General features: G+C 46.1%; 22 protein-coding genes. 12 read left to right on the forward strand and 10 right to left on the reverse strand.

The window, feature by feature from the left end; translation table 11 throughout:
- Window positions 1-367: 367 nt before the first annotated feature.
- The 3 genes from KFE26_RS14635 to KFE26_RS14645 form a co-directional block, all read right to left on the reverse strand.
- The gene (locus KFE26_RS14635; protein ID WP_131523152.1) at window positions 368-769 is read right to left on the reverse strand and encodes a YbaY family lipoprotein; all 402 of its coding nucleotides are present in this window, start codon (window positions 767-769) and stop codon (window positions 368-370) included.
- Window position 770: 1 nt separating this feature from the next.
- Entirely contained in the window at window positions 771-1,637 is an 867-nt protein-coding gene (gene tesB, locus KFE26_RS14640; protein ID WP_212600838.1) for an acyl-CoA thioesterase II, read from the reverse strand.
- Window positions 1,638-1,874: 237 nt separating this feature from the next.
- Window positions 1,875-2,813: an SDR family NAD(P)-dependent oxidoreductase gene (locus tag KFE26_RS14645; RefSeq protein WP_212600839.1), complete on the reverse strand. Its 939-nt coding sequence runs from the start codon at window positions 2,811-2,813 to the stop codon at window positions 1,875-1,877.
- Window positions 2,814-3,155: 342 nt separating this feature from the next.
- On the opposite strand from KFE26_RS14645, the gene KFE26_RS14650 reads away from it, so the two are divergent.
- Window positions 3,156-4,031, forward strand: coding sequence for a 1,4-dihydroxy-2-naphthoate polyprenyltransferase (locus KFE26_RS14650; RefSeq protein ID WP_212600840.1), 876 nt, complete (start codon window positions 3,156-3,158; stop codon window positions 4,029-4,031).
- A 143-nt stretch (window positions 4,032-4,174) separates the two neighbouring features.
- On the opposite strand, the gene KFE26_RS14655 is transcribed toward KFE26_RS14650, so the two are convergent.
- A complete protein-coding gene (locus KFE26_RS14655) occupies window positions 4,175-4,990 on the reverse strand; it encodes a class III extradiol ring-cleavage dioxygenase (RefSeq protein WP_212600841.1) in 816 nt (271 codons plus the stop codon).
- A 97-nt stretch (window positions 4,991-5,087) separates the two neighbouring features.
- A complete protein-coding gene (locus tag KFE26_RS14660; protein WP_212600842.1) occupies window positions 5,088-5,570 on the reverse strand; it encodes a DoxX family protein in 483 nt (160 codons plus the stop codon).
- A gap of 163 nt (window positions 5,571-5,733) precedes the next feature.
- Here KFE26_RS14660 and KFE26_RS14665 point away from each other — a divergent pair, with 163 nt between their 5' ends.
- Window positions 5,734-6,633: a LysR family transcriptional regulator gene (locus tag KFE26_RS14665; protein WP_212600843.1), complete on the forward strand. Its 900-nt coding sequence runs from the start codon at window positions 5,734-5,736 to the stop codon at window positions 6,631-6,633.
- 46 nt (window positions 6,634-6,679) lie between these two features.
- Here KFE26_RS14665 and KFE26_RS14670 read toward each other — a convergent pair whose 3' ends face one another.
- From KFE26_RS14670 to KFE26_RS14690, 5 genes are all read right to left on the reverse strand, one after another.
- A complete protein-coding gene (locus KFE26_RS14670) occupies window positions 6,680-7,144 on the reverse strand; it encodes a hypothetical protein (protein ID WP_212600844.1) in 465 nt (154 codons plus the stop codon).
- Window positions 7,145-7,154: 10 nt separating this feature from the next.
- Window positions 7,155-9,269 carry a S8 family serine peptidase gene (locus tag KFE26_RS14675; protein ID WP_212600845.1) on the reverse strand — a complete coding sequence of 705 codons (2,115 nt, stop codon included), beginning with the start codon at window positions 9,267-9,269 and terminating at the stop codon, window positions 7,155-7,157.
- 754 nt (window positions 9,270-10,023) lie between these two features.
- Window positions 10,024-11,550, reverse strand: coding sequence for an NADP-dependent phosphogluconate dehydrogenase (gene gndA / locus KFE26_RS14680; protein WP_212600846.1), 1,527 nt, complete (start codon window positions 11,548-11,550; stop codon window positions 10,024-10,026).
- A 426-nt stretch (window positions 11,551-11,976) separates the two neighbouring features.
- Window positions 11,977-12,291, reverse strand: a complete 315-nt coding sequence (gene sugE / locus KFE26_RS14685; RefSeq protein WP_028761104.1) for a quaternary ammonium compound efflux SMR transporter SugE — start codon at window positions 12,289-12,291, stop codon at window positions 11,977-11,979.
- 295 nt (window positions 12,292-12,586) lie between these two features.
- Window positions 12,587-14,545 (reverse strand): propionyl-CoA synthetase, encoded by a 1,959-nt coding sequence (locus KFE26_RS14690; protein WP_198573821.1) that lies wholly within the window; start codon window positions 14,543-14,545, stop codon window positions 12,587-12,589.
- A 291-nt stretch (window positions 14,546-14,836) separates the two neighbouring features.
- Between KFE26_RS14690 and KFE26_RS14695 the strand changes: the two genes are divergently transcribed.
- From KFE26_RS14695 to KFE26_RS14740, 10 genes are all read left to right on the forward strand, one after another.
- Complete coding sequence (locus KFE26_RS14695) at window positions 14,837-15,244, forward strand: MerR family transcriptional regulator (protein WP_006082318.1); 408 nt, start codon at window positions 14,837-14,839, stop codon at window positions 15,242-15,244.
- A 140-nt stretch (window positions 15,245-15,384) separates the two neighbouring features.
- A complete protein-coding gene (locus KFE26_RS14700; protein ID WP_212600847.1) occupies window positions 15,385-16,554 on the forward strand; it encodes an isovaleryl-CoA dehydrogenase in 1,170 nt (389 codons plus the stop codon).
- 116 nt (window positions 16,555-16,670) lie between these two features.
- Window positions 16,671-18,278 (forward strand): carboxyl transferase domain-containing protein, encoded by a 1,608-nt coding sequence (locus KFE26_RS14705; protein ID WP_105252050.1) that lies wholly within the window; start codon window positions 16,671-16,673, stop codon window positions 18,276-18,278.
- Between the two features lie 43 nt (window positions 18,279-18,321).
- The gene (locus KFE26_RS14710) at window positions 18,322-19,191 is read left to right on the forward strand and encodes an enoyl-CoA hydratase-related protein (RefSeq protein ID WP_212600848.1); all 870 of its coding nucleotides are present in this window, start codon (window positions 18,322-18,324) and stop codon (window positions 19,189-19,191) included.
- On the forward strand, window positions 19,191-21,233 hold the full coding sequence (locus KFE26_RS14715) for an acetyl/propionyl/methylcrotonyl-CoA carboxylase subunit alpha (RefSeq protein WP_212600849.1): 2,043 nt from the start codon (window positions 19,191-19,193) through the stop codon (window positions 21,231-21,233). Before KFE26_RS14710 ends, KFE26_RS14715 begins: the two co-directional genes overlap by 1 nt.
- Before the next feature lies 1 nt (window position 21,234).
- Window positions 21,235-22,158 carry a hydroxymethylglutaryl-CoA lyase gene (locus KFE26_RS14720; protein ID WP_212600850.1) on the forward strand — a complete coding sequence of 308 codons (924 nt, stop codon included), beginning with the start codon at window positions 21,235-21,237 and terminating at the stop codon, window positions 22,156-22,158.
- An 87-nt stretch (window positions 22,159-22,245) separates the two neighbouring features.
- On the forward strand, window positions 22,246-22,950 hold the full coding sequence (locus KFE26_RS14725) for a CoA transferase subunit A (protein WP_105252046.1): 705 nt from the start codon (window positions 22,246-22,248) through the stop codon (window positions 22,948-22,950).
- Between the two features lie 127 nt (window positions 22,951-23,077).
- Entirely contained in the window at window positions 23,078-23,734 is a 657-nt protein-coding gene (locus KFE26_RS14730; protein WP_173243940.1) for a 3-oxoacid CoA-transferase subunit B, read from the forward strand.
- Between the two features lie 364 nt (window positions 23,735-24,098).
- The gene (locus tag KFE26_RS14735; RefSeq protein WP_113940987.1) at window positions 24,099-24,701 is read left to right on the forward strand and encodes a DJ-1/PfpI family protein; all 603 of its coding nucleotides are present in this window, start codon (window positions 24,099-24,101) and stop codon (window positions 24,699-24,701) included.
- Window positions 24,702-24,739: 38 nt separating this feature from the next.
- Window positions 24,740-25,057, forward strand: coding sequence for a cytoplasmic protein (locus KFE26_RS14740; RefSeq protein ID WP_212600851.1), 318 nt, complete (start codon window positions 24,740-24,742; stop codon window positions 25,055-25,057).
- The last annotated feature ends 19 nt before the right edge of the window (window positions 25,058-25,076 follow it).

The following is a 25,076-nucleotide window of genomic DNA, read 5'->3' on the forward strand; positions in this document are numbered from 1 at the left end:
AAAATTTCCTTATGTTAAACAGAAAAAAACCCCGCAAATAAAAAATCCTTTTTAAAAAAAACAATAGATTCAAAAACAAATCAAAATACCCTTTAAAAAACAATTAAGAAAAAAAAAAATATCTTTAACAAACAAAATATATACATTTTGTTTTTGTATAATATTTTACAAAATGATATCCCTTATAAAAATCAACTAACTTATGCATTAATATTCTTAATCCTCTATAGAGCAAATTAATATTTAATCTCACATTTACAGCATAGCAAGCGGATTAATGATCACAAAAAAGCCCTTTCAATATGGAATTGAAAGGGCTAAATCTTCATCAATATAAAAACAATATTATTGCAGTTGTGGCCAGTGGTTAATTCGCCATCACCGCCTTCATTAACACTTCTGTCGTGAACTTATCATTATTGATAACTGGGAACCTGTCATAGGTTTGGAAGATCACTTGGTCTTGAAACTTGATCATCGCCACTACGCCATATTGGATACTTTTATCGATCGATTTAGCGGGCAATGTAAATTTAAATGGCACAGGTGCTCTGGCGATATTGAAGGTTTTTTGTGCGACGATGACACCTGGAGTATTCAAATCAATAATGGCAATAATGATTTGGCAGCCTTGAGGTAATGGGATCTTCTCTAGATAGCCAGCGGCGCCATTGATGATAATCGGTTGTTCAGGTGTTACAGTCACACAGCCATTGAGCAAGACAGCCATGAGAGAGAACAATATAAACGATTTTATTTTCAGATACATACTAACGTCCTTTTACCATGCGTATCAGGCCTTCTTGAGTAGAAGAAGCCATTAACTCGCCTTGTTGATTGAAAAACTGCCCTCTGACGTAACCTCTGCCACCGCTAGCATTAGGGCTATCGATACTGTAAAGCAACCACTCTCCCATATTAATCGGGCGGTGGAACCACATCGCATGGTCGATCGTCGCCATTCGTACCCCAGGACTTAAGAAGGATACACCGTGGGGCTGAGCTGCCGTGACTAAAAAGTTAAAGTCTGAGGCATAGGCGAGTAAATATTCATGGATATGGGCATCATTTGGCATAGGACCATTAGCCCTCATCCAAACATAACGGTACGGCTCGGTTTCTTTAGGCGCAAAAGGGTGCAGTGGATTGACCAATCGCATCTCAATTGGCGCATCGGCCATAAACTTTTCAAGTATGCTCGGCGGTACTTTATCCCGCATCGTCAGCGCCAATTCCTGCTGATTCAACAAACCTTCAGGTCCGGGCACTTGCGGCATAATAGCTTGATGATTAAAGCCTTCCTCAGGTTCTTGGAAGGAGCAGGTCATATGAAAAATGGGGCGACCTTTTTGAATAGCACTAACCCGACGAGCGCTAAAACTACCGCCATCACGCATATTTTCTACTTCATAAACAATCGGCAACTTCTCGTCACCTGCACGTAAAAAGTAGGAGTGTAATGAATGGATCTTACGCTCAGCAGCTACTGTCTGTTTTGCGGCGCTCAGTGCTTGGCCCATCACTTGACCACCAAACACATGCCCAAAACCCAGATCTTGGCTTTGACCACGAAAGAGGCCAATTTCAATTTGCTCAAGGGAAAGTAATGATAAAAGATCGTCTAATACCTGACTCATGGGATCCTACTGCGTAATTAGCAATTAATCTTAAAGGGTAACTCAGTTAGCCTTAAACTGACCAGTCTTCTATCGATTATTCACAATCAAATCATCACTCCAACGGTGAGAAATTAAACGAGGCACGCTGGAGTGTCTATGTTATTTATTGTGGTTAGCATTTACGGATTTATTGAGCCACTTACTGCATTTAAATCGCTATAGATGCAGGCTTAGCTCAAATACAAGCATGATGAATCAATCGATTTTAATGTGATGTTCTAGTGCACTTAACTTAGACCAAGACAATACTTTATCCTCTCCACAGGAGTGCAAAGTCACGGGGAAGGATTGGTGTAACTGTGGCCACTGCTGCGCGAGGTTATCTGGCGTAAAAAGACCTTCATTAAAATACATAGGCTGAAACTCGACAAACATGCCGTGGCTAACACTGCCCGCTCCGGCGAGTAGATGTTGACCATTTGGCGCCTGTTCACTCACCAAGAAAGCCGTAGTAGCCGTTAATGATTCAAAGGAAAATAGCGGCTGAATCGCACTCGCTAAATGTTTGGCCGTCATCGCGGTTACGGCCTGAGGGCATAAGCTATTGACTCGAATATTATGAATTTCACCTTCTAATGATAAGCTATTCACCATGCCGACCAGCGCCATCTTGCTCGCACTAAAACCAACTTGGTGCAAGTCACCGAACAAGGCCGAAACTCCCGTTGTCATCATTATCCGGCCAAAATGCTGTTGTTGCATATAGGGCCAAACAGCTTGAGTGAGATAAAAGCTGCCATTGAGATCGACATCCAATTGGTGCTGCCACTGCTCAAGTTTAATGTGTTCAAAGGGACAAGCACCATAAACGCCCGCGTTATTAATCAAGATATCAATGCGATGCCAGCGTAGGATCACCTCTTCGATCATGCTATTCACTTCATTTCGCTGACTCACATCAAGCACAAAATAAATGCAATCTCCACCGAGTTTAATAATGCTGCAATAGGTCTGCATTAATTCTAAGTTGGCTTGGCTCGTCAGAGCACCGTCGGTGGAAATTGACTCATAGGACGATAACGGCTGGTCGACGAGTATCACTTTTGCCCCCCGTTCAGCCAACATGATGGCATACGCTCGACCTAACCCAGCCGCAGCCCCAGTGACTAATGCCACTTTATTGTCAAAACGCATCCAAATATGTCCTTATCGGCATTGTTGTAGCGGCAAAAAATAACGAGCATAGGGTAACAACCGCCTATGCTATCTACTAAACAGAGTATTTAGCGTTACGCCTATGTCATGGACAGCACAAAGCATCCATCAACATTAACTATGGAAACACAGACTTTTTTGATTTTCTTTGAACTTAACGACAAATCTCATCCTGCATCAGTGAACATATGTGCGCCAATTCAAACTCTGTTAAATGCGTTTATTAGATAGTGCTCACTTTCGTGTTAAATCTTGTTATGCTATGCGCTAATTGAGCCCTTGCTCGGTACCATTTCCATTTACCAATAACGACTGGACGCCATGAATCCTTGGATTTTAGCAATAAGACCCCGTACGCTACCCGCGGCCATAGGTCCCCTACTGATAGGCAACATTCTCGCCCTGCATCTTGAGAGTTACAGCTGGTTAATCGCTGCCACTTCAATGTTGTGTGCTGTCTTATTACAAATCGCCGTCAACCTCGCTAACGACTATTTTGATTTTAAAAACGGCATAGATACAGACGAGCGCTTAGGGCCCGTTCGCGTGACTCAAAGTGGGTTAATTTCACCAACAAGCGTTCGCAATGCCATGATATTTTGTCTCTTAATGGCGCTTGCCGTGGGATCATATCTGATTTGGCACGGAGGCTGGCCCATCGCCATTCTCGCCGCAGCCGCTATTTTAGGTGCTCTTGGCTACAGTGGTGGCCCCTATCCCCTCGCCTCCCATGGGCTCGGTGAAGTAGCGGCATTTGTCTTTTTTGGCTTAGTTGCAGTGGTGGGCAGTTATTATTTGCAGGCGGGCGATACGACTATTAATGCTTGGTTATTAGGCTGTGCGATTGGCTTATTTAACGCTGCGATTATGTTGGTGAATAACACTCGCGACATCCGTACCGACACCCAAGCTGGCAAGCATACTCTAGCAGTACGTATCGGCGAAGCTCATGCAAAAGTGCTTTATCAAGCCTTAATCTATTTGCCCTTTGGTCTAGTCATCGCTGGCTTTTTATTCGGTATCCTACCCGGTTTACCAGTACTACTTGCGGGATTATCTCTGCTTATTGCCCGCAAACTCAGTAGCGATTTTTATGCCGTTTCTGGTGAAGCCTTAAATCCGTTACTCGGCCGTACAGCTAAGTTAACCATGATTTTCAGTACCTTGTTTAGCGTGGGTTTAGTTTTTACCGCATGAGAGTAAATCCGCTAAGCTAATGCTACACCACAGCTCAATGCTGAATATAAAAAGGTTCATATCTTCGATAGATACGAACCTTTTTATTGGCCGCAGCACAACTTCAATTTGGCTTATTATCGACGAGGGAAATCCTACCCCATTTATTGCCAGATATAACCAGAGATCAGCGTGTTTAACAAAATACCATTAAAGTTGCGTTCGGCATGGGATGAACCATTATGGCCTGCACCAAAACACACATGTAGCGGTAATAAATGTTCTTCCCGCGGATGACTGAAACGCGCTTCAGGGGCTGATTTCCAATGAGTTAACGCTTTTTTTACCTCGGCAGCACTATCACTTGCCGTTAAAGTTTGCGTCAACCAATGATCAAATTCTGCACTGCGGCTTTGCACTGTGAGATCGCTTGAGAAAAATGCCCGCATATTGTGAAACGACATGCCAGACCCCACGATCAACACCCCTTGGTCCCGCAGCGGCGCTAAAGCCTCCCCAATCGCTATATGGGTTTTAGGATCGAGGCTGTGGACTAACGACATCTGCACCACGGGAATATTCGCCTCAGGATACATCAACTTAAGTGGTACAAAAGTACCGTGATCAAATGCGCGTTCGCTATCTAAGCGGGCTGTGATGCCCTTATCCGATAGCATATTCGCAATCTGTGCGGCTAATTCTGGCTCACCAGGTGCAGGATATGTCAGCTGATAAGCCTCAGGTGGAAATCCATAGTAATCATACAAAATACTTGGCTTTGGGCTACTCGACAAAGTCACCACAGATTCTTCCCAATGGGCAGTGATCAACACAATCGCCTTCGGAGTGGGCATTGGCGCTGTTACTGAAGTTAAAAATGCACGCAACTCCCTATGATTAACATCATTGAGCAAAGGCATAGGGCCACCACCATGGGGCACAAATAGCACAGGCATACGACTCGCGTTAACTTGCATCATAATCCTCTCGTGTTGATTAACTTATATCTGTACTACTGGCTTTAAACTCAGCATTTCTCACTTAACTCACGGTTCTACATAACACTTCAATGCACGCTTAAAATGCGGAACGACTCTGCACCAACTGCCGCTGAAATCGCACTAAACGCTCAACAATTTCATCGAGTTTAATAATCAGAAAGAGTCCTGCCGATAAGCTCAATGCCGGCAGTGCATTAATCGGCGCTTCATAGTTAAAGTGGAAATAAATCGCCCCCAACATAATCGCCAGTAAACCGCTCGCCGATAGCACTCGGTAGTCACGTAGACACAACCCAAGGGCGCCAATCACTTCCATCAAACCAATAAAATAGCCAAATCCGGTGGGAAGATTCATCAAAGTAAACGGAACATGGAACATAGACACGCTAAATAACTTGGCAAATCCCGAGATGAAAAACACTATGCTCATCGCCAATGTGACGGTTGCAGCGGCGCGATTGAGTGTATTGGCACAAAGGAATAACTTCTGTGTATCAACCTCTGCAACTAAGCCATTGATACTTGAACCCTTAGTATCACATAAGTTTGAAAATCGCATCGCACACACCCCATTAAACGTGATATTTGCCGTCAGTCTTGGGCATAAATTCGCAGAAGACGAGTGAGAATGGAATCGATTATGAGCCGATAAAAGATAAATAAATATGGAATAAAATCTAATATCTCATAAACTAATAATTTATAACTTGCGAGCAATCCTTGTGACCTTAGACCAACTGCTGATGTTTAAAACCGTAGCTGAGGCGGGCTCACTCAAAGCTGCCAGTGACAAGCTACATAAAACCCAACCCGCCATTAGCCAAAGTATCAAACAGTTAGAATCCCAACTCGATCTTATCCTGTTTAATCGCGAAGGTTATCGACTCGCCATCACTGAGCAAGGTCGAAAACTGCTGCAACATACCCTGCGGGTACTGAATGAAGCGCAAGAAATGAAGCAAGTAGCGAAGCATTTAGCCAAAGGTAACGAAGCAAGCATCACCTTAGCTTTTGAAGCCTCCTTTAATCTCGCTCGAATTTTGCCGATTTTAGAGCTGACTCAAAATGAGTTTCCCTATACCCAAATTATTCTCAAACAAGAGTTTTTAACTGGTGCACTCGAAGCGCTGAATCAAGATAAAGCTGAAATCATCATCTCCGCAGGCGGAATTGAGCCCATACGTTCGAGCCATTTAGAATTAGCCTATCTTTTTTCCGGTAGCCTTCTCGATGTTGCAGCACCGCGCATGCTTGAGCGTCATCCGACACTGACCTACGCACGAGAGCTCGTTAATGAATACCAAATCGTGATCCAAGATACAGGCTCAGGCACTGCGAATATTGAGTTTGGGGTACAGGCGGGGCAACGACGTTGGTATGTTAATGATTTTTATACTAAGAAAATGCTTATTCAAAGTGGTATGGGCTGGGGCAAGCTGCCGCACTATATGATTGAAGATTCACTCAAACAGGGCGCGTTGATTGCACTGGATCTGCGTGAAAGGCAAAACAACATTCAACTCGATTACTATGTGATGCGAAAACCCCACTCACCTTTAGGCCCCGTCGCCCAAGCACTCTGGCAAAAGCTGATCGCCTTTGCTGCTGATGAACTTACATAGTTAAAAAGTAAAAAGGGCCAACTGGCCCTTTTAAATCAAACAAAAACTACTGTATTTCTTGTTTGGCAATGGCACGATCTAACTTAGCTCGTTCAACTTCGGGTGACGCCTTAATAGCGTTCACTAAGCTGATGAGATCTGTGCCTTCTTCAGCGGCTAACAAGAGTAAATTACTCTTATTCTGCCAATCCACTTTCAGGCCATGAGCTTTTGCAAAATCTGCAGCTGAAACACCAGGTTTGAGCTTAACAACCAATTTTCCTGTCATTTCTGCAAATGGCTTACCAGACTGAGTTACCACTTTTTGCCCTTTCGTCAACTGTTTTGCTTGCTTCACGCCCGCGTCAGTTTTGACGTAATACTGGGTATCAGTTCCTAAAAACTCAGCACGACTCACGGTGACCCCTTTTGTTTCGCCTTGAGGGTCAACCAAATCAACTTTGTCATGTGCCATAACTTGTGCAGATAACGTAAGAGCAACTGCAACTAATGATAAATTCAACGCTTTCATTTAATACTCCTTAAGATGCAGACTTGGCAGCATGGCCATGGAAACGAATTGACCAACCTTTTAGTTTTCCATCAGCTTCATTAGGAATAGAGATATAACCTTGATCATATTTGATAAATTTATAGCTACCACTATTCACATCAATAAGCTTGATAGTCCATTCTCCCTTAGCTGATTCACCATAGAAAGCATTAGACAGCATAGGCGTTGCATCAAAGCCTGTAATGAGATCTTCAGGATCTGTTTTATCCATAACACCTTGATATACCATACCATTATAAGGTGTCATTAATACACTTTTCGTTCCTGCTGGAGATATTAGCTCAACAGCCAGATCCGGTAGGCGTAAGTGATCTGCCGTTAACTCGATTTGTACAGCTTCAATGATTAAATCATCCGCTACCATCTGAGTATCACTAACACCATTGACGTCTGCGTCAGGAATAGCTTTTGCCAATTCTTGGCTCGCTTGCCATTCAGTTACCACATATTCACCTAAATCCTCTGCATAGGATTTAGCCAATTTTACCGCTTCGCTTACGTTAACTCGGCCGAAACCATAAAAATTATGGAATGAATAACCCGCAGCATTTTGTTGCCATCCCGGAATAGCAGCATATTCTGGAGCACCTTCACCCTCACCAATAGTAACGGTTTTAGTCGCAATATCAGCATTCACTTTAGTTGATGTTTTGGCTAGAACATGACGTACATCACGCCAAGTCAAATCAGGATTTGCACTCATGATCACGGCGACTGCACCTGAAGTATTTGGTGCCGCTGATGAGGTACCGTTCATCGTTGAAGTGTAATCACAATTTGAGTTTAAAGGATGTAATCCACCATGGAACGGCGTACTTGGGCGATCTTCTGCAATCGCAGAGCCATTCTCACAACCTACACGATCTGTTGTCACTATTGCTGGGTTATCTTCACCGTATTCACCACCAGGTGCAGTAACAAAAATGTTAGAACCTACAGATGAATAGCTCGATAACACGCCTTTAGCATTGATTGCACTAACGACTAAGTTGTAGACGTTTGCATTATCACTGGACATGTTTGAATTATGGAAAGGTAATCCATGGTTAGCAGGGTTTTCGGCTGTAGCAGAAAAATAATCACCTGGAAGCCAAAAGGTACTGAAACGGTAATAGTCATAACCATTACCTGCAGATTTAACGAAAATACTCCCTTTTCCATCAAAGCTCTGAGTGGCCACATCGCGATATACCTCAGACTCATCCTCATCAAAACCGTGTGGGAAAGGAACACTGTAACCATAGCTTTGGTTAAAAACACGCGCACTGTCGCTGTAAGCACTAGCGCCATGTGATTTAGTAAAATTTTCAAATGTTTGAACATTTGTCACTTTACCTGTCGGATCGGAATCTAAGAAGTTAAAACCAATTAGTTGTGCCTTTGGGGCGACACCACGACCACCAATACCGTTCCAACCTTCTGCTGCGATAATCCCGCCCACTGCAGTGCCGTGACCAGATTCACCAGAAAAAGGTGTAGGATCAACTGAACCTGTGATCAGATTATACGATCCTCCCTTGACAGTATTATTGACCAGATCGGGATGAGAAATTTCCAAGCCATCATCCACAACGGCAACTGTGATGCCTTGACCCATAACTTGCTTTGAAATTGCTTCACTAACATTCATGTCTTCGCCAGCGATACCACGATTCAATGCAAAAGAATTCTGGCCTGTGTTTTTCAAATGCCATTGATAAGCATATAAGGGATCGCCATTTTTGATATGAATTGTTAATGTGCCCTCTGCTTGATACTGACCGTCAGATACTTTAAATCTGACAACATCAGTGCCTTCACTGGCATTGGAAGCATAAGTAAATTCACCGGTACTTTTATTAACTAAAGTCAAAGTACCTAGTTTTAAATCAGTTGGATCAACTAAAGAGTAAGTCAAACCGCCTTCGGCATCTGTCGCATCTAATTTGCCAGTAAATAATAGAGACTGCGACACATCAATGGTCATATCGGCAGTTGTTGGTGCTGTGTTGATCTTAGCGACTGGCTCTGGAGCCTTTTTGTCACTTCCACAACCTGCCAATAAGGCGGCCGTGATGCTTAATGCAACAATGGACATACGCATGGATAGACATTCCTTCTTGTCATTACATCTTATAATTTAATATTGGATAGCTAGAATTCACTCGCCTTTTATCCGCATTAAATACTGTTATTTTAGTTATTATTTAACCACCAAAAAACCAATATTAGCATTTGATGGTGATACATCTTTTAACACACAAGTAATCAAAATGAAAACAACAATAAACAGAAAAGTAGATTTAATGTGAGCTAAGCATCCATGCACAAAAATAGCAACAGCCTTAACCTCTCATTTGCAAATGAGATAAATACCTACAAAATCAAAAAATTAAGTCAAACCAATAAATATTTAAGTAAATAAAAGCTATTTGGTAGAATGTTTAAAATTTAAAATAAATTGTTACATCTTTACGAAAGATGCATATTTTACAGCATGAAATACCTATTAATGTGAGAAATAAATACGCTAAAGCAAGTATGAAAAAACATACTTAGTCTAAATGCCGAACAGCAATATTATTAAAAAACTATTCTTATGGCGGGTTGAAAAGAGAGAATACATATAAGAATCACTAACCATACTCAGAAGACTAGAATCCATCAACTTGATCTTACTGACTCATATTTAACTTTATAACCCAAGGCATAAGGTTAATCTCGAAAAGTAATAGGCTATTGCGGAAATAAACTATTATCTTTGGCGCTAATGAGTTAATTGTCATTTCGTGCAAGCATAAAAAAACCCTCAATATTGAGGGTCTTTATAAAATACTATATACGAGTTTTCACGAACATTAAACCTTAGCTAAGGTGCGCTCTTTGGCGCTCCAATCTAAGTGATATTTCTCGCCGGCTGGGGTATCGATACGCTCAAATGTATGGGAACCGAAAAAATCACGCTGACCTTGGAGCAAGTTTGCCGGTAATGTTTCGCAGCGGTAACTGTCGTAATACGCCAGAGCTGAGCTAATACAAGGTGCTGGGATGCCTTGCATCACCGCAGTCGCGACTGCGGTACGCCATAGGCCTTGCTTTTCAGACAAGGCAGACGCAAAACTGTCCGCCATCAACAGATTGCTAAGATCAGATTTGTCTTCATAGGCTTGAGTGATTGATTGCAAGAACGTCGCGCGAATAATACAACCCGCACGCCAAATTTTTGCAATTTCAGCAAAGTCTAACTGCCATTTTTGTTCATGAGCCGTCATCGCCATCAACTGGAAGCCTTGGGCGTAACAACACACTTTCGCGCAATATAACGCGCTTTCAAGGGCTTCAATCAACAGTGCTTTTTGTGCGTCATCGATAACAGGTGCATTTGGCCCAGCCAATTTCTGGCTGAGTTGTAGACGTAAGGATTTTTGGGTACTTACGGCGCGCGCATACACAGCTTCAGCAATCGTCGGCGCCGGACAGCCAATTTGTAAACTGCTCACGGCCGTCCACAAACCCGTGCCTTTTTGGCCCGCTTTATCTAAGATCATTTCCACCAGCGGTTTACCCGTTAATGGATCGGCTTGTTTTAAGACTTCGGCACTGATCCCCATCAAATAGCTGTTTAAACTGCCTTTGTTCCAGCGTTCAAACACATCGCCCACTTCTGCAGCGCTCATGCCTAAACCGTCATGCAGCATTTGATACGCTTCGCAAATCAACTGCATGTCAGCGTATTCAATACCGTTATGCACCATCTTCACATAATGGCCAGAACCCGCAGGACCAATATAAGTCGTGCATGGCTCGCCTTCTGTCACGGGATTACCCGGCTCAAAGCGCTCTATGGGTAAACCTGTACTCGCATCAACCTTAGCGGCAATCGCTTTCCAAATCGGCGCAACATGGTGCCATGCATCGATATCACCGCTAGGCATAAGTGAGGGTCCAAAACGCGCACCGACTTCGCCGCCCGAAACTGCAGAGCTGAAAAATACAAACTGCCCTTTGTAGCGCGCTTCACGCTCAACAGTGTCAGTCCATAGGCTGTTACCAGTATCGATCACAATATCATCGGACTCAATTCCGGCAGAAATCAAAGCACTACAGACACCATCGACGGGTGCACCCGCGGGAACAGAAAGCACAAAAATACGGGGTTTTGTGAGACTGGCTAACATTTCGGTAAGATTAGCACAGCCAAGAATGCGAGACTCGAGTCCAGCACGTTCCTGTTTTTCTTGCTGTATTACACCATTAACTTTAACAGGATCGAGGTCAAACGCGCTGACGTGATATTGGTTATCTGCGATGTTTAGCGCAAGGTTTTTACCCATAACACCAAGGCCAATTACGCCGATATCATTAAGATTGCTGTGGTTTTGCATTATATTATTCCCACGGGTCACAGAGGTTAGAGCTAACCAATTTTGAGGGGTAATTATACCGATCTTTGTAACTTAATTACCAGAGACATACGATTGGCAATTTCGATTGTGCCGAAAGTACCAATCGTTTAGGTCTCATTTTATCTAGGGCGTGTTGACGTTTCAGGGTTGTTTTTGCAGCGAGTTAGCTGGCTTTTATGCAAGGCAAAGCCCGTGCAGTGCAGTTATTCTACATAAACGGGTGATAACGCAGCAGAAACGCCGGCCAAACGCTGCCCGAAGGGGTCGTCTGGCAAGCTCTTGCTCTTTGTCACTCGTCATTTGAGTAGAATAACTACACGTCACTCCTCGTTTCGTGATCACGAGCTTGCCAGAGCGAACAAAATTTAATCTCGAAACGTCAACACGCCCTAGTAGAACCGTCAATTAATGGGCAAGTTTAAGCCCTAAAACACCCAGTAATATCAGTATCAAACTGGCGATTTTAAGTAAGCTAACGCCTTCTCCTAAGAGGATAATTCCCGCAATTGCGGTGCCCATAGCGCCAATACCAACCCACACGCCGTAAGCCGTACCGATAGGTAGCTGCTTAACCGCGAGTCCTAGTAGCAACACACTCACTGCCATCGACGCGACTGTAAAGATACTTGGCCACAAACGCGTAAAACCGTCGGTATATTTAAGCCCTATAGCCCAACCAATTTCAAATAAACCCGCAAGAACTAATAAGAACCAACTCATAGTGAACTCCCATAAAGGGGTCGTCCCCATGTTAGATTAGGCGTATTTAGAGTCGTCCCTAAGCCATTTGATTACAGTAAAACTGTAGGTGATGATTGTGCGTGATAGCTGTACGTGATGAGCCTGCAAGACTAGCAAATTTGAGGTGAAAATTTCAATCTTTGATTTTGCCGAAATAAGAAATGCCATGCGCAAAAAGGCGATAGCAAGCTTGGTCAGTTTACTATCGCCTTGATATTTCAACTCTCTATAAGACCTTTACACTCTTTCTATAAAAGCCTTTACGCTCTATTTCTTACACTAAGGCATCGGCATAACCCATGCGAGTGAGCGCGGTACGCACTAACTCTAAGGTCTGTGGATCTTCTATGGTCGCTGGCGCAGTATATTGCTGATTATCGGCAATTTTTCGCATAGTACCGCGTAAAATTTTACCCGAGCGCGTTTTAGGTAATTTTTGAATCGCACTCACTAACCTAAAGGAGGCGACGGGACCAATTTCTTGGCGTACCAAGGTTATTAACTGTTTATGCAGCTCTTCATCACTGATCGTCACGCCTTTCTTGAGTACCACTAATCCGAGGGGAACTTGGCCCTTAAGCGCATCATCTACCCCAATTACCGCGGCTTCGGCCACATCAGGGTGTTGACATAACACTTCTTCGAAGCGTCCCGTCGATAGCCTGTGCCCCGCCACGTTTATGATGTCATCGATACGACTCATAATGTAGAGATAGCCGTCTTCATCAGTATAACCCGCATCGCCAGTTAAGTAATAACCCGGATACATAGACAAGTAACTATCTTGATAGCGTTGATCATTTTGCCACAGTGTCGTTAAGGTTCCCGGCGGTAGAGGCAATTTAATAACCACATTACCTGAAGTATTGGCCGCAACTTGCTCACCTAATTCGTCTAGCACTTCAACCGCATAACCCGGCACAGGTAAAGCTGGCGAACCTGGTTTAATGGTAACCGGCGCTGTGCCCATCAAATTTGCTGCGACAGGCCAGCCCGTTTCGGTTTGCCACCAGTGATCAATAACAGGTTTAGCGAGCTTAGTGTGTGCCCAAACTAAGGTATCGGGATCGCAACGCTCCCCCGCCAAAAACACATTTTTAAGACAATTTAAATCAACACCTTGTAGATATTCACCATCAGGATCTTCACGCTTGATTGCGCGAATAGCCGTCGGCGCGGTGAAGAAACTTTTGACCTTATATTTGGCAATCGTGCGCCAAAATGCGCCGGGATCTGGCGTTCCCACAGGTTTGCCTTCATACATTAAGGTTGTAGCGCCCACCAGCAGCGGTCCGTACACTATGTAAGAATGACCCACAACCCAGCCCACATCGGACGCAGCCCAAAACACATCACCCGCTTGAATATCGTAAATATGCTGCATCGACCAAGCCAGTGCCACTGCATGACCACCATTATCGCGCACCACACCTTTAGGCTGACCCGTGGTGCCTGAGGTATAAAGCACATACAAGGGATCTGTGGCCTTAAGAGAAACACAATCGGCCTTAGGTGCAGTCGCTAATGCGGCTTGCCAATCTAAGTCACGGCCCTCCTGCAAATCGGCTTGATACTGGCTGCGATTTAAAATCAGGCAATGCTCCACCTGATGAACAGCATGTTCCAATGCTTTGTCTAGTAAAGGCTTATAAGGAATGACGCCCGAAGGCTCAATGCCGCAAGATGCCGACAAGACTAATTTAGGCTTGGCATCGTTAATCCGAGTCGCGAGTTCATTGGCGGCAAAACCACCAAAAACCACCGAATGAATCGCACCTATGCGGGCACAGGCCAGCATAGCGAAAGCGGTTTCCGGCACCATAGGCATATAAATCACCACACGGTCGCCCTTCCCTATACCAATAGATTGCATAAAGCCCGCGAGTCGGCTCACTTGAGCCTGTAACTCCCCGTAGCTAATGCCGTATTCCGTATCAGTAACAGGACTCACATACTGGATAGCCACTTGGTCACCGCGTCCAGCCAACACATGGCGGTCAACGGCGTTATAACAAGTGTTCATCTCACCATCGGCGAACCAATGATAAAACGGCGCCTGCGATTCATCGAGCACCGTTTGCGCCGGCTTAATCCAATCGAGCGTCTTCGCCGCTTCTCCCCAGAATTCGGCTTTATTAAGCAAGGATGCTTGGTGCAACGCTTGATGTTTTTGTTGGTTCTGTTTTTGATTTGTGGCTTGCGCTACAGATGCATTTTGCTGTTCGGTCAACATATGTCCTCCAATCAGGACTGCGACTCACATCGTCAGCCGCAATAACTACCCCTTCCTGCTTCTATTATTAGCAAGGAGGTCTAAAGCCCACTATTAGACGTTAGCCTATAACCAGAAGATATTTGTGGTTTTATGTGAGAACACTAATTTAAAGCACACGTTTTAATCTCGCTGCACAAGCTTATGGCAATTGGGATTGACACTTTTATAGCAACAGAATAAAAGCCAAAATCTTTACCTTTACGTAAACTTCATATATCTTGCTTAAAACTGATTATTTAGGGTGCATGAATGAGCGCAACGAACACACCACAAACGACTTACTCGATCAGTGATCTCTCAAAAGAGTTTGATATCACTACTCGTAGTATTCGTTTTTACGAAGACCAAGGTTTGCTTAAACCTAAACGCCGCGGCCAAACCCGTATTTATAGCCTCAAAGACAGGGTGCGTCTCAAGCTCATTCTTCGCGGTAAACGCTTGGGCTTTTCTTTGGCAGAAACCCGTCGTTTGTTCGAATTATACGATGCCGACAAGAGCAGCACCTCACAGCTCAATACCATGCTGGCGCTAGTGGAAGAAAAGAAGTCCGCACTACAACAGCAAATGGACGACATCAAAGTCGTATTGATGGAACTCAATTCCGCCGAGCAGCAGTGCCGTTTAGCCTTAGAAGATAACAAAACGGCAAAAGCCTAAACCCCCGTTGACACAAAATCAAATCAATTTGATGGCGATAACGACTACAGATTTAAGTACAAGATTTAAAAGACTCAAGCACCTAAAAATCATAAAAACTATAACAATCTGAAATTAGAACATCTGAAAGGACACAAGCAATGAACTCTCTCTACACAAGTCTGAATTTTGGCCTAGGCGAAGACGTCGATATGCTGCGCGATACAGTGCAGGATTTTGCCGCGAATGAAATCGCCCCAATTGCCGCGAAAGTGGATCACGACAATGCCTTTCCCAATGAACTTTGGCCTGTGCTTGGAGGAATGGGACTGCTCGGAGTAACGGTACCCGAAGAGTTCGGCGGCGCAAACATGGGCTACCTAGCCCACGTCGTCGCAATGGAAGAAATCTCCCGCGCATCCGCTTCTATCGGCCTAAGTTACGGCGCCCACTCAAACCTGTGTGTCAATCAAATCAACCGTAACGGTAATGCAGCGCAAAAAGCCAAGTACCTGCCAAAACTGGTGAGCGGTGAGCATATTGGCGCGCTGGCCATGAGTGAGCCAAACGCAGGTTCTGACGTGGTTTCGATGAAGCTACATGCCCGTAAAGAAGGCGACCGATTCATCTTAAACGGCAACAAAATGTGGATCACTAACGGTCCAGATGCACACACCTATGTCATTTACGCGAAAACCGACTTAACCAAAGGCGCACACGGTATTACCGCCTTTATCGTTGAACGTGATTCGAAAGGTTTTAGCCAAGCGCAAAAGCTCGACAAACTCGGCATGCGCGGCTCTAACACCTGCGAACTGGTGTTTGAAGATGTAGAAGTACCAGAAGAAAACATTTTAGGCGGCCTCAATAACGGCGTAAAAGTGCTGATGAGCGGCCTAGATTACGAGCGCGTCGTACTGTCTGGCGGTCCGCTGGGGATCATGAATGCCTGTATGGATATCGTTGTGCCTTACATCCACGAGCGTGAGCAATTTGGTAAATCGATTGGTGAATTCCAACTAGTGCAAGGCAAGTTAGCCGACATGTACACAGGCATGAATGCCGCCAAATCCTATGTCTATAACGTGGCAAAATCCTGCGATCGCGGTGAAACCACCCGTAAAGATGCTGCAGGCGCCATTCTTTATAGCGCAGAACTCGCCACCAAAATGGCACTGGATGCCATTCAACTGCTAGGCGGCAATGGCTATGTCAACGAATACGCCACAGGCCGCTTACTGCGTGATGCCAAGCTGTATGAAATCGGCGCCGGCACCTCAGAAATTCGCCGCATGCTGATTGGCCGCGAACTGTTCAATGAGTCGAAATAACGCGAGTTTAAATAATCTCTCACAAGTGAATGGGTAGCACCTCACTGTAACTTACAGTTTGCGCCACCCATTCGAGCAAGGTGATACCGAGTTTCCGCTTTATAAGGACAATCAAAGTGACGCAATTAAGCAGTCGTATCAACGCCCGTAGCGATGAATTTAAAGCAAAATCAGACGATATGGCCGCCCTAGTGGCCGATCTTAAAACTAAACTCAATAAAATCGAACTCGGTGGCGGCCCTGTGGCGCTAGAGCGCCATTTATCCCGCGGTAAATTACTGCCACGTCAGCGGGTTGAAAAGCTGCTTGATGCAGGCTCGCCCTTTTTAGAACTGTCGCAATTTGCGGCGTTTGAAGTCTATGACGAGGAAGTGCCCGCAGCGGGCATTATCGCTGGTATCGGCCGTGTGAGTGGTGTCGAATGCATGATCATCGCCAACGACGCTACAGTTAAAGGCGGCACTTACTACCCGATTACCGTTAAAAAACACCTACGCGCACAAGATATTGCGAGCCGTTGTCACTTGCCTTGTATCTATTTAGTCGACTCGGGCGGCGCTAACCTGCCCCGCCAAGATGAAGTTTTCCCCGACCGCGACCATTTCGGCCGCATCTTTTACAATCAAGCGCAAATGTCCGCTAAAGGCATACCGCAAATTGCAGTGGTGATGGGCTTATGTACCGCAGGCGGCGCCTATGTGCCGGCCATGGCGGATGAATCGATTATCGTAAAAGATCAAGGCACTATCTTCTTAGCAGGCCCGCCATTAGTCAAAGCGGCCACTGGTGAAGAAGTCAGCGCCGAAGAACTCGGCGGCGCCGAAGTACACACTAAAATTTCCGGCGTAGCGGATCATTTAGCCCAAAACGATGAGCACGCGTTAGAGCTTGCCCGCCGCGCGGTATCACGCCTGAATCATCAAAAAGAAATCAAATCACTCTTAAGTCCTGTCAAACCGCCAAAGTTCGACATTAGCGAACTGTATGGCATTGTCGGCACTGATTTGAAAAAGCCCTTTGATGTCAAGGAAGTGATCGCCCGTATCGTCGATGATTCTGATTTTGATGAGTTTAAAGCCAACTATGGCGCAACCTTAGTATGCGGTTTTGCCCGTATTCACGGCTACCCAGTCGGCATTGTCGCCAACAACGGCATTCTGTTCTCTGAGTCGGCGCAAAAAGGCGCGCACTTTATCGAACTGTGCTGCCAGCGCAAAATTCCACTGCTGTTCCTGCAAAATATCACCGGCTTTATGGTGGGTAAAAAGTACGAACACGAAGGTATAGCCAAACACGGCGCTAAGATGGTGACCGCGGTTTCTTGTGCCAATGTACCTAAATTCACTGTGATTATTGGCGGCAGCTACGGCGCGGGTAACTACGGCATGTGTGGCCGTGCGTTCGAACCGACCATGATGTGGATGTGGCCTAACGCCCGTATTTCTGTGATGGGCGGAGAGCAAGCCGCAGGCGTTCTCGCCACAGTGCGTCGCGACGGTTTAGCCCGTAAAGGTGAAGAGTGGTCACTTGAGGATGAAAAAGCCTTTAAAGCGCCGATTGTCGCCCAGTACGATAAAGAAGGTCATCCGTATCATGCCAGCGCCCGTTTATGGGATGACGGCATTATTGACCCAGCGCAAACCCGCGATGTGGTCGGCCTTGCGCTATCGGCGGCATTAAATGCCCCTATCGAAGACACCCGCTTTGGTGTGTTCCGTATGTAAACCATACGTATACACAGCAAATCAATAAGATAGGGAAACAGTTATGACAAATTTACCAATAACGCCACAGGAATTAAGCAACTTGCAGCACGTGAGTTACTCACTCAATAACGGCGTTGCCGAGCTTATTCTTGACCGAGCAGAAGTACACAACGCCTTCGATGAAGTGATGATTAGCGAGATGATTAGCGTCCTTAGCTATTTTGCTGAGCACAAGCAATGCCAAGTGCTGGTACTCAAAGCAAACGGCAAAAACTTCAGCGCCGGCGCCGATCTCAATTGGATGCGCAAACAAGCCAAAATGGACTTTGAGCAAAATCTAAATGATGCCAAAGCCTTAGCAAAACTGATGCAGGATTTAGATACCTTTCCAAAACCCACCATTGCATTAGTGCAAGGCGCAGCCTTTGGCGGCGCACTGGGGCTGATTTGCGCCTGCGATATCGCTATCGCCACGACGCGCGCCAGCTTTTGCTTAAGCGAAGTAAAACTCGGATTAATTCCTGCGGTAATTAGCCCTTACGTTGCCCGCGCTATGGGTAACCGTGCATCGCGCCGCTACATGCTGACCGCCGAGCGTTTTAGTGCAGAAACCGCATTAAAGCTTAACGTCATTCATGAGATCAGCGATGACTTAGACGCCGCCGCAAAGCCTATGATTGACGCGTTGCTAGCCAACAGCCCGCAAGGCATGGCATGGGTAAAAACACTGCTGTCGCATCTTGAAGACGGCGTGATAGACCAAAAAACCATTGAATACACTAGCGAGCGTATCGCCCGCATTCGGGTATCGACCGAGGGCCAAGAAGGCTTAAACGCCTTTTTTGAGAAACGTCAGCCTAACTGGCAACAAGCACACTCAACGCCCTCCAAGCCCATGCAAAAGCCAAGTGATACCCAAGGAGCCCTTTGATGTTGACCAAGCACATGTTTACTAAACTATTAATTGCTAACCGCGGTGAAATCGCCTGTCGCATCATCAAAACGGCCCATGCCATGGGCGTTCGCACCGTTGCCCTATATTCCGATGCCGATAAAGAAGCGCGCCATGTCGCCATGGCCGACGAATCTTTCTATCTAGGCGGCAGTGCGCCGGCAGACTCCTATTTAAAGGGCGATTTGATTATCGACATCGCCAAAAAAGCCGGCGCCCAAGCCATTCACCCTGGTTATGGTTTCTTATCTGAAAACGCCGACTTTGCCCGTAAATGTGAAGCAGCAGGCATCGCATTTGTTGGCCCAGGCAGTGATGCTATCGATGCCATGGGCAGCAAAAGCGCCGCCAAATCTATTATGACGGCGGCAAATGTGCCCTTAGTGCCGGGTTACCACGGCGATGACCAAACCGATGCGACCTTAAAAGCGGAGGCACTGAAAATCGGCTTCCCTATGCTGATTAAAGCGGCTTATGGCGGCGGCGGTAAAGGCATGCGTATCGTCGAGAATGAAGGCGAAATCATGGAAGCCGTTAACTCGGCGCGCCGTGAAGCGGCCTCTTCTTTTGGTAACGATAAGTTATTGATGGAGCGTTATTTACGCCAGCCGCGCCACGTCGAAGTGCAAGTGTTTGCCGACACCTTTGGCAACGCGATTTACTTATCGGATCGCGATTGTTCGATTCAACGTCGCCACCAAAAAGTGGTCGAAGAGGCGCCTGCGCCCGGTTTAAGCGATGCACTGCGCACCCAAATGGGTGAAGCGGCCGTCGCGGCAGCCAAAGCCATCGATTATGTTGGCGCAGGCACTGTGGAGTTTCTGCTCGACACAGACAATAGCTTCTATTTCATGGAGATGAACACCCGTCTGCAGGTTGAGCATCCAGTGACTGAGATGGTCACAGGCCAAGATTTAGTGAAATGGCAATTGATGGTCGCCAGTGGTCAGCCACTGCCCCTTAAGCAAGATGAAGTGCGTATTCACGGCCATTCTTTTGAAGTGCGAATTTATGCCGAAGATCCACAAAATGAGTTTTTACCCGCCAGCGGTAAACTCAACTTTTTGCGTGAACCCGAGCAAAGCAAATACGTGCGTATCGATTCGGGTATTCGCGAAAATGATGTGATCAGTAACTTCTACGATCCTATGATTGCCAAGCTTATTGTGTGGGATGAATCACGTCCGCGCGCCCTGCAACGTTTAGTGCATGCGTTAGAATCGTATCAAATCAGCGGTCTTAAGCACAACATTGAGTTTTTGGCGAATATTGCCGAGCACCCAGCGTTTGCCAATGCCGACTTTAGCACTGACTTTATTGGCCGTTATGGCGACACCTTAATTGGTACAGCGTCAAGCGAAGCCGACACTGCCCTTGCCTTTGCCGCGCTGTATCAAGTGCTTGCCCGTAAAGAAGCCGCCAAAGCGCAAGCGATCAACAGCGCCGATCCTTACTCTCCTTGGGGTCAAGTCAGCGGCTTTAGACTCAACAGCTGCAGCCAGCACAATATTGCCCTACTCGATGATGCCCATGAATTGCAGCAGTTAGTGATGCTCGATTTAGGCGGCATGTATCAGCTACCGCTGCACGGCCAAGATTGGTTGCTCAATGGCGAGTTGAAACAAGACTTACTGCTCGCCGAAATCAACGGCCATAAGAGTAAAGTGCCGGTTAGCGCCCAAGGTGATGACTTTACGCTGTTTTTATCCTCTGGCAGTTACCACTTCAAAGCAGTGCAAACACTCGTGGTCGAAGAACAAGCCAGCAATGCTGATAAGTTAAAAGCGCCCATGAACGGCACGGTAGTGACCCATTTAGTCGATGTCGGCACACAAGTGAAATCGGGCCAAGGTTTGCTAGTGATGGAAGCCATGAAGATGGAATACACCATCGAAGCCCCCTTTGATGGCATAGTCACTGAGTTCTACTTTAAAGCGGGCGAGCTGGTCACCGATGGCGCAACCTTGCTTAACGTTGAGCCGTTAGAGACAAACGAGCCAACCGCGATCAAGGAAGCCTAAGATGTCGTTAGCCAATCTAAGCCAAGCAGCGAACGCCAAAGACAGGGTCAGCATTTTCGAGATGGGCGCACGCGACGGCCTGCAAAACGAAGTCGCAGTGCCGACGGCAGCTAAAATCGCCTTGATTGAATCGCTGGCAAGTGCGGGGCTTAAGCGTATCGAAGCAGGCAGCTTTGTGTCACCTAAATGGGTGCCACAAATGGCCGATTCTGCCGATGTGCTCAAGCAAATACAGCGTCAAAGCGGCGTGGTGTATAGCGCTCTCACACCCAACGTTAAAGGCTTTGAACTAGCACTGGATGCAAAAGCGAGTGAGGTGGCAATATTTGGCGCCGCCTCACAAAGCTTTAGTCAGCGCAATATCAACTGCTCGATAGAAGAGTCGATTGAACGCTTTATCCCTTTGATGGAATTAGCAAAAGCGCACAATATTCCGGTGCGCGGCTATGTGTCCTGCGTGCTCGGCTGCCCCTACGAAGGTGAGATAGCGGTCAGTGAAGTGGCCCGCGTGTCTGAAATCCTTTACAAAATGGGCTGTTACGAAATATCACTCGGTGACACTATCGGTGTAGGCACGCCGCCAAAAGCCCGTAGAATGCTGCAAACTGTGAGTGAACGAGTGCCTATTGAGAAACTGGCGCTACACTTTCACGACACCTATGGCCAAGCATTAGCTAACATTTTGGCCTGCTTAGACTTAGGTGTACGGGTGTTTGACTCCTCGGTTGCAGGTCTTGGCGGCTGCCCCTATGCCAAAGGCGCATCGGGCAATCTTGCCACCGAAGACTTAGTGTATATGCTGCACGGCATGGGATTCGAAACGGGTATCGATTTACCAAAACTCGCGTTAGCAGGGCAAGCGATCAGCACACAGTTAAATCGCAACAACGGTTCGAAAGTGGCCACTGCCCTGTTAGCAAAATAGAACAAAAATAATTAACTACACCAACAACTGTTATTAAAAACGCGCGTTATTTCCCGCGCGTTTTCTAAAGCATAAAAGGACATCACAATGGCAGGACTCAATAAAGTCGTCAGCAGCTATGAAGAAGCGTTAGCAGGCTTATCGGACGACATGACCATTATGGTCGGCGGCTTTGGCCTATGCGGCATTCCAGAAGGCTTAATCAATCAAATGGTTAAGATGGGCGTTAACGGCTTAACGGCGATATCAAACAACGCTGGCGTTGACGATTTCGGCCTTGGCTTACTGTTAAAACATCGCCAAATCGCCACTATGATCGCCTCTTACGTGGGTGAAAATGCCACCTTTGAACAGCAAATGCTCTCTGGCGAACTGAACGTGATTTTAACGCCCCAAGGCACGCTGGCGGAAAAGATCCGCGCAGGCGGCGCAGGTATTCCGGCATTTTTCACCGCTACAGGCTACGGCACGCCAGTCGCTGATGGCAAAGAAACCCGCGAAATCAAAGGTCGCCATTACGTATTAGAAGAGTCGCTGACCGCAGATTTTGCCTTAGTGCGCGCATGGAAAGCCGATACCATGGGTAATTTGGTGTTCCGTAAAACCGCCGCCAACTTTAATCCTATGATGGCAACCGCAGGCAAAATCACTGTGGTTGAAGCCGAGTTTATTGTTGAGCCGGGCGAGCTAGATCCAGATCATATCCACACGCCGGGCATCTATGTTGACCGGGTTATTCAAGGCACGTTCGAGAAACGTATCGAGCAGCGCACGGTAAAAGCCGCGAAATAAAAGGCGCTGGCAAAACCTTGAAACACAGTTAACGCAATTGGCACTTAGCTCCCTAAAGTAAAAACTAAGGGTAAAAACCTAAGAGTAAAGGCCAAAGCGTCAAAGCCAAATAGAAAGGATAGATATCATGGCATTATCAAGAGAACAACTGGCTCAGCGCGTCGCCAAAGAATTAAAAGATGGCTACTACGTCAACCTCGGCATTGGCATTCCAACACTGGTGGCCAACTACATTCCCGAAGGCATGGAAGTCATGTTGCAATCGGAAAACGGCCTACTCGGCATGGGCGAATTCCCGACCGAAGACGCCATCGACCCAGATTTAATCAACGCAGGTAAACAAACCGTTACCGCAGTGAAAGGCGCCTCGTTTTTCTCATCGGCGGAAAGCTTTGCCATGATCCGTGGCGGCCATGTGGATTTAACCGTACTCGGCGCCTTTGAAGTCGATGTCAATGGTTCTATCGCCTCGTGGATGATCCCAGGCAAACTCATCAAAGGCATGGGCGGCGCGATGGATTTAGTCGCCGGCGCCGAAAACATTATCGTGACTATGATGCACGCCGATAAATACGGCAATTCTAAGCTGCTACCCGTGTGCGAATTGCCACTAACCGGTTACGGCTGCATTAAACGCGTCGTCACAGATTTAGCCTTTATCGAAATCAAAGATGGCGCATTTCATTTGTTAGAGCGCGCGCCAGGCGTCAGCGTCGAAGAAATCGTCAGCAAAACCGCCGGTAAATTAATCGTGCCAGAGCATGTACCAGAAATGGTGTTTTAAGCGTTCAGTTTAGCTTTGCTTCTTAACATCACTGCTCAAGTTTTATATATTAAAGCTCAGAAGATAATTCTGAGCTTTTTGTTTATCTAGCAATTAGTTAACGCTGCGACTTGAGAGCTAATCCTAGTCAATTGCACAACTCATTCATTAGATATGAATTACCTGATTAACTCATTAGATTTGAGCAAATGACCTCTTGAAAAAGCGATAATACGCGCCAAATTGTAGGCTATAGCTCATTGCTGTTCGTGATAAGGATGCGGAACGAATACCTTAAGTCCTATAAAACACTAACTAATTGTATATATTAAACAATGCCAAAATAACACCTAAAAACTATCCGCACAAAGCCAGAGGAAAGCTTATGTACCAGATTGCGATTGTTATATTTGATGAATTTACCGATATCGATTTCTTCTTAATGCGCGATATTCTCGGCCGTACAAAAACCGATTGGACAGTAAAAGTACTCGGGACCAAACCTAGCCACATATCAAGCTTGGGGATGACGGTTGCAACCGATGGTCATGTGGCCGAAGTCGCTGATGCCGACGTGGTATTATTCAGCAGTGGTTACAAAGGCGTACCTGCGGCACTTGCTGATACTGAGTTTATGTCCGCCCTTAAATTAGATCCCACACGACAATTGCTTGGCAGTATCTGCGCGGGGTCATTCTTCTTTGCCAAATTAGGGCTACTCGACAATCTCTCGGCAACGACTCACCCCGATGCAAAACCTGCCTTAGTTGCCATGGGCGTCGATGTAGAAGACTGCGCCCTCGTGATTAATGGCAATATTGCCACTGCGGGCGGCTGCCTTTCCTCACTCTATTTAACGGGTTGGGTTGCGGAGCGTTTATTCGACAGTGCGAAACGCCGCGAAATTCACAGGCAGCTTATTCCTGCCGGGCAAACAGATATTTTTGAAGCATTAATCCAATCCTCCATCTCCGCGGCCATTCGTTAAAAGTGATGTAGATACTCTCGATGAATGAAAAAGATCCCATGATAAAACTTAAAAATCTTCTCGAGGCTATAAAAGCCGAGCATCAAATAACCACCCAGAATGAGCTTGTGGCCTTGCTATCGCAAAATGAATTACTCATTCAGCAAATCCAAGCTGCTGATGCGCAGTATTGGGTCAATTTTGCTAAGAATACCTTCGATGGTTGGTATTGCATTCGAACACCTATGCTCAGTACCTTTCATGTTTATTACCAAGAACGTGGACAAAACTGTTGGGGAGAAGATGTTTTTACCGAGCAAAGTGAAGCCATAGCAGCGGTTATTTTTATGTCTGGTATTTGGGATCAAGTACCCTAGCACTAAGCAAGTAAAAGCC

It is taken from the genome of Shewanella sp. M16 (assembly GCF_018224605.1).
GTDB lineage: Bacteria > Pseudomonadota > Gammaproteobacteria > Enterobacterales > Shewanellaceae > Shewanella > Shewanella oncorhynchi.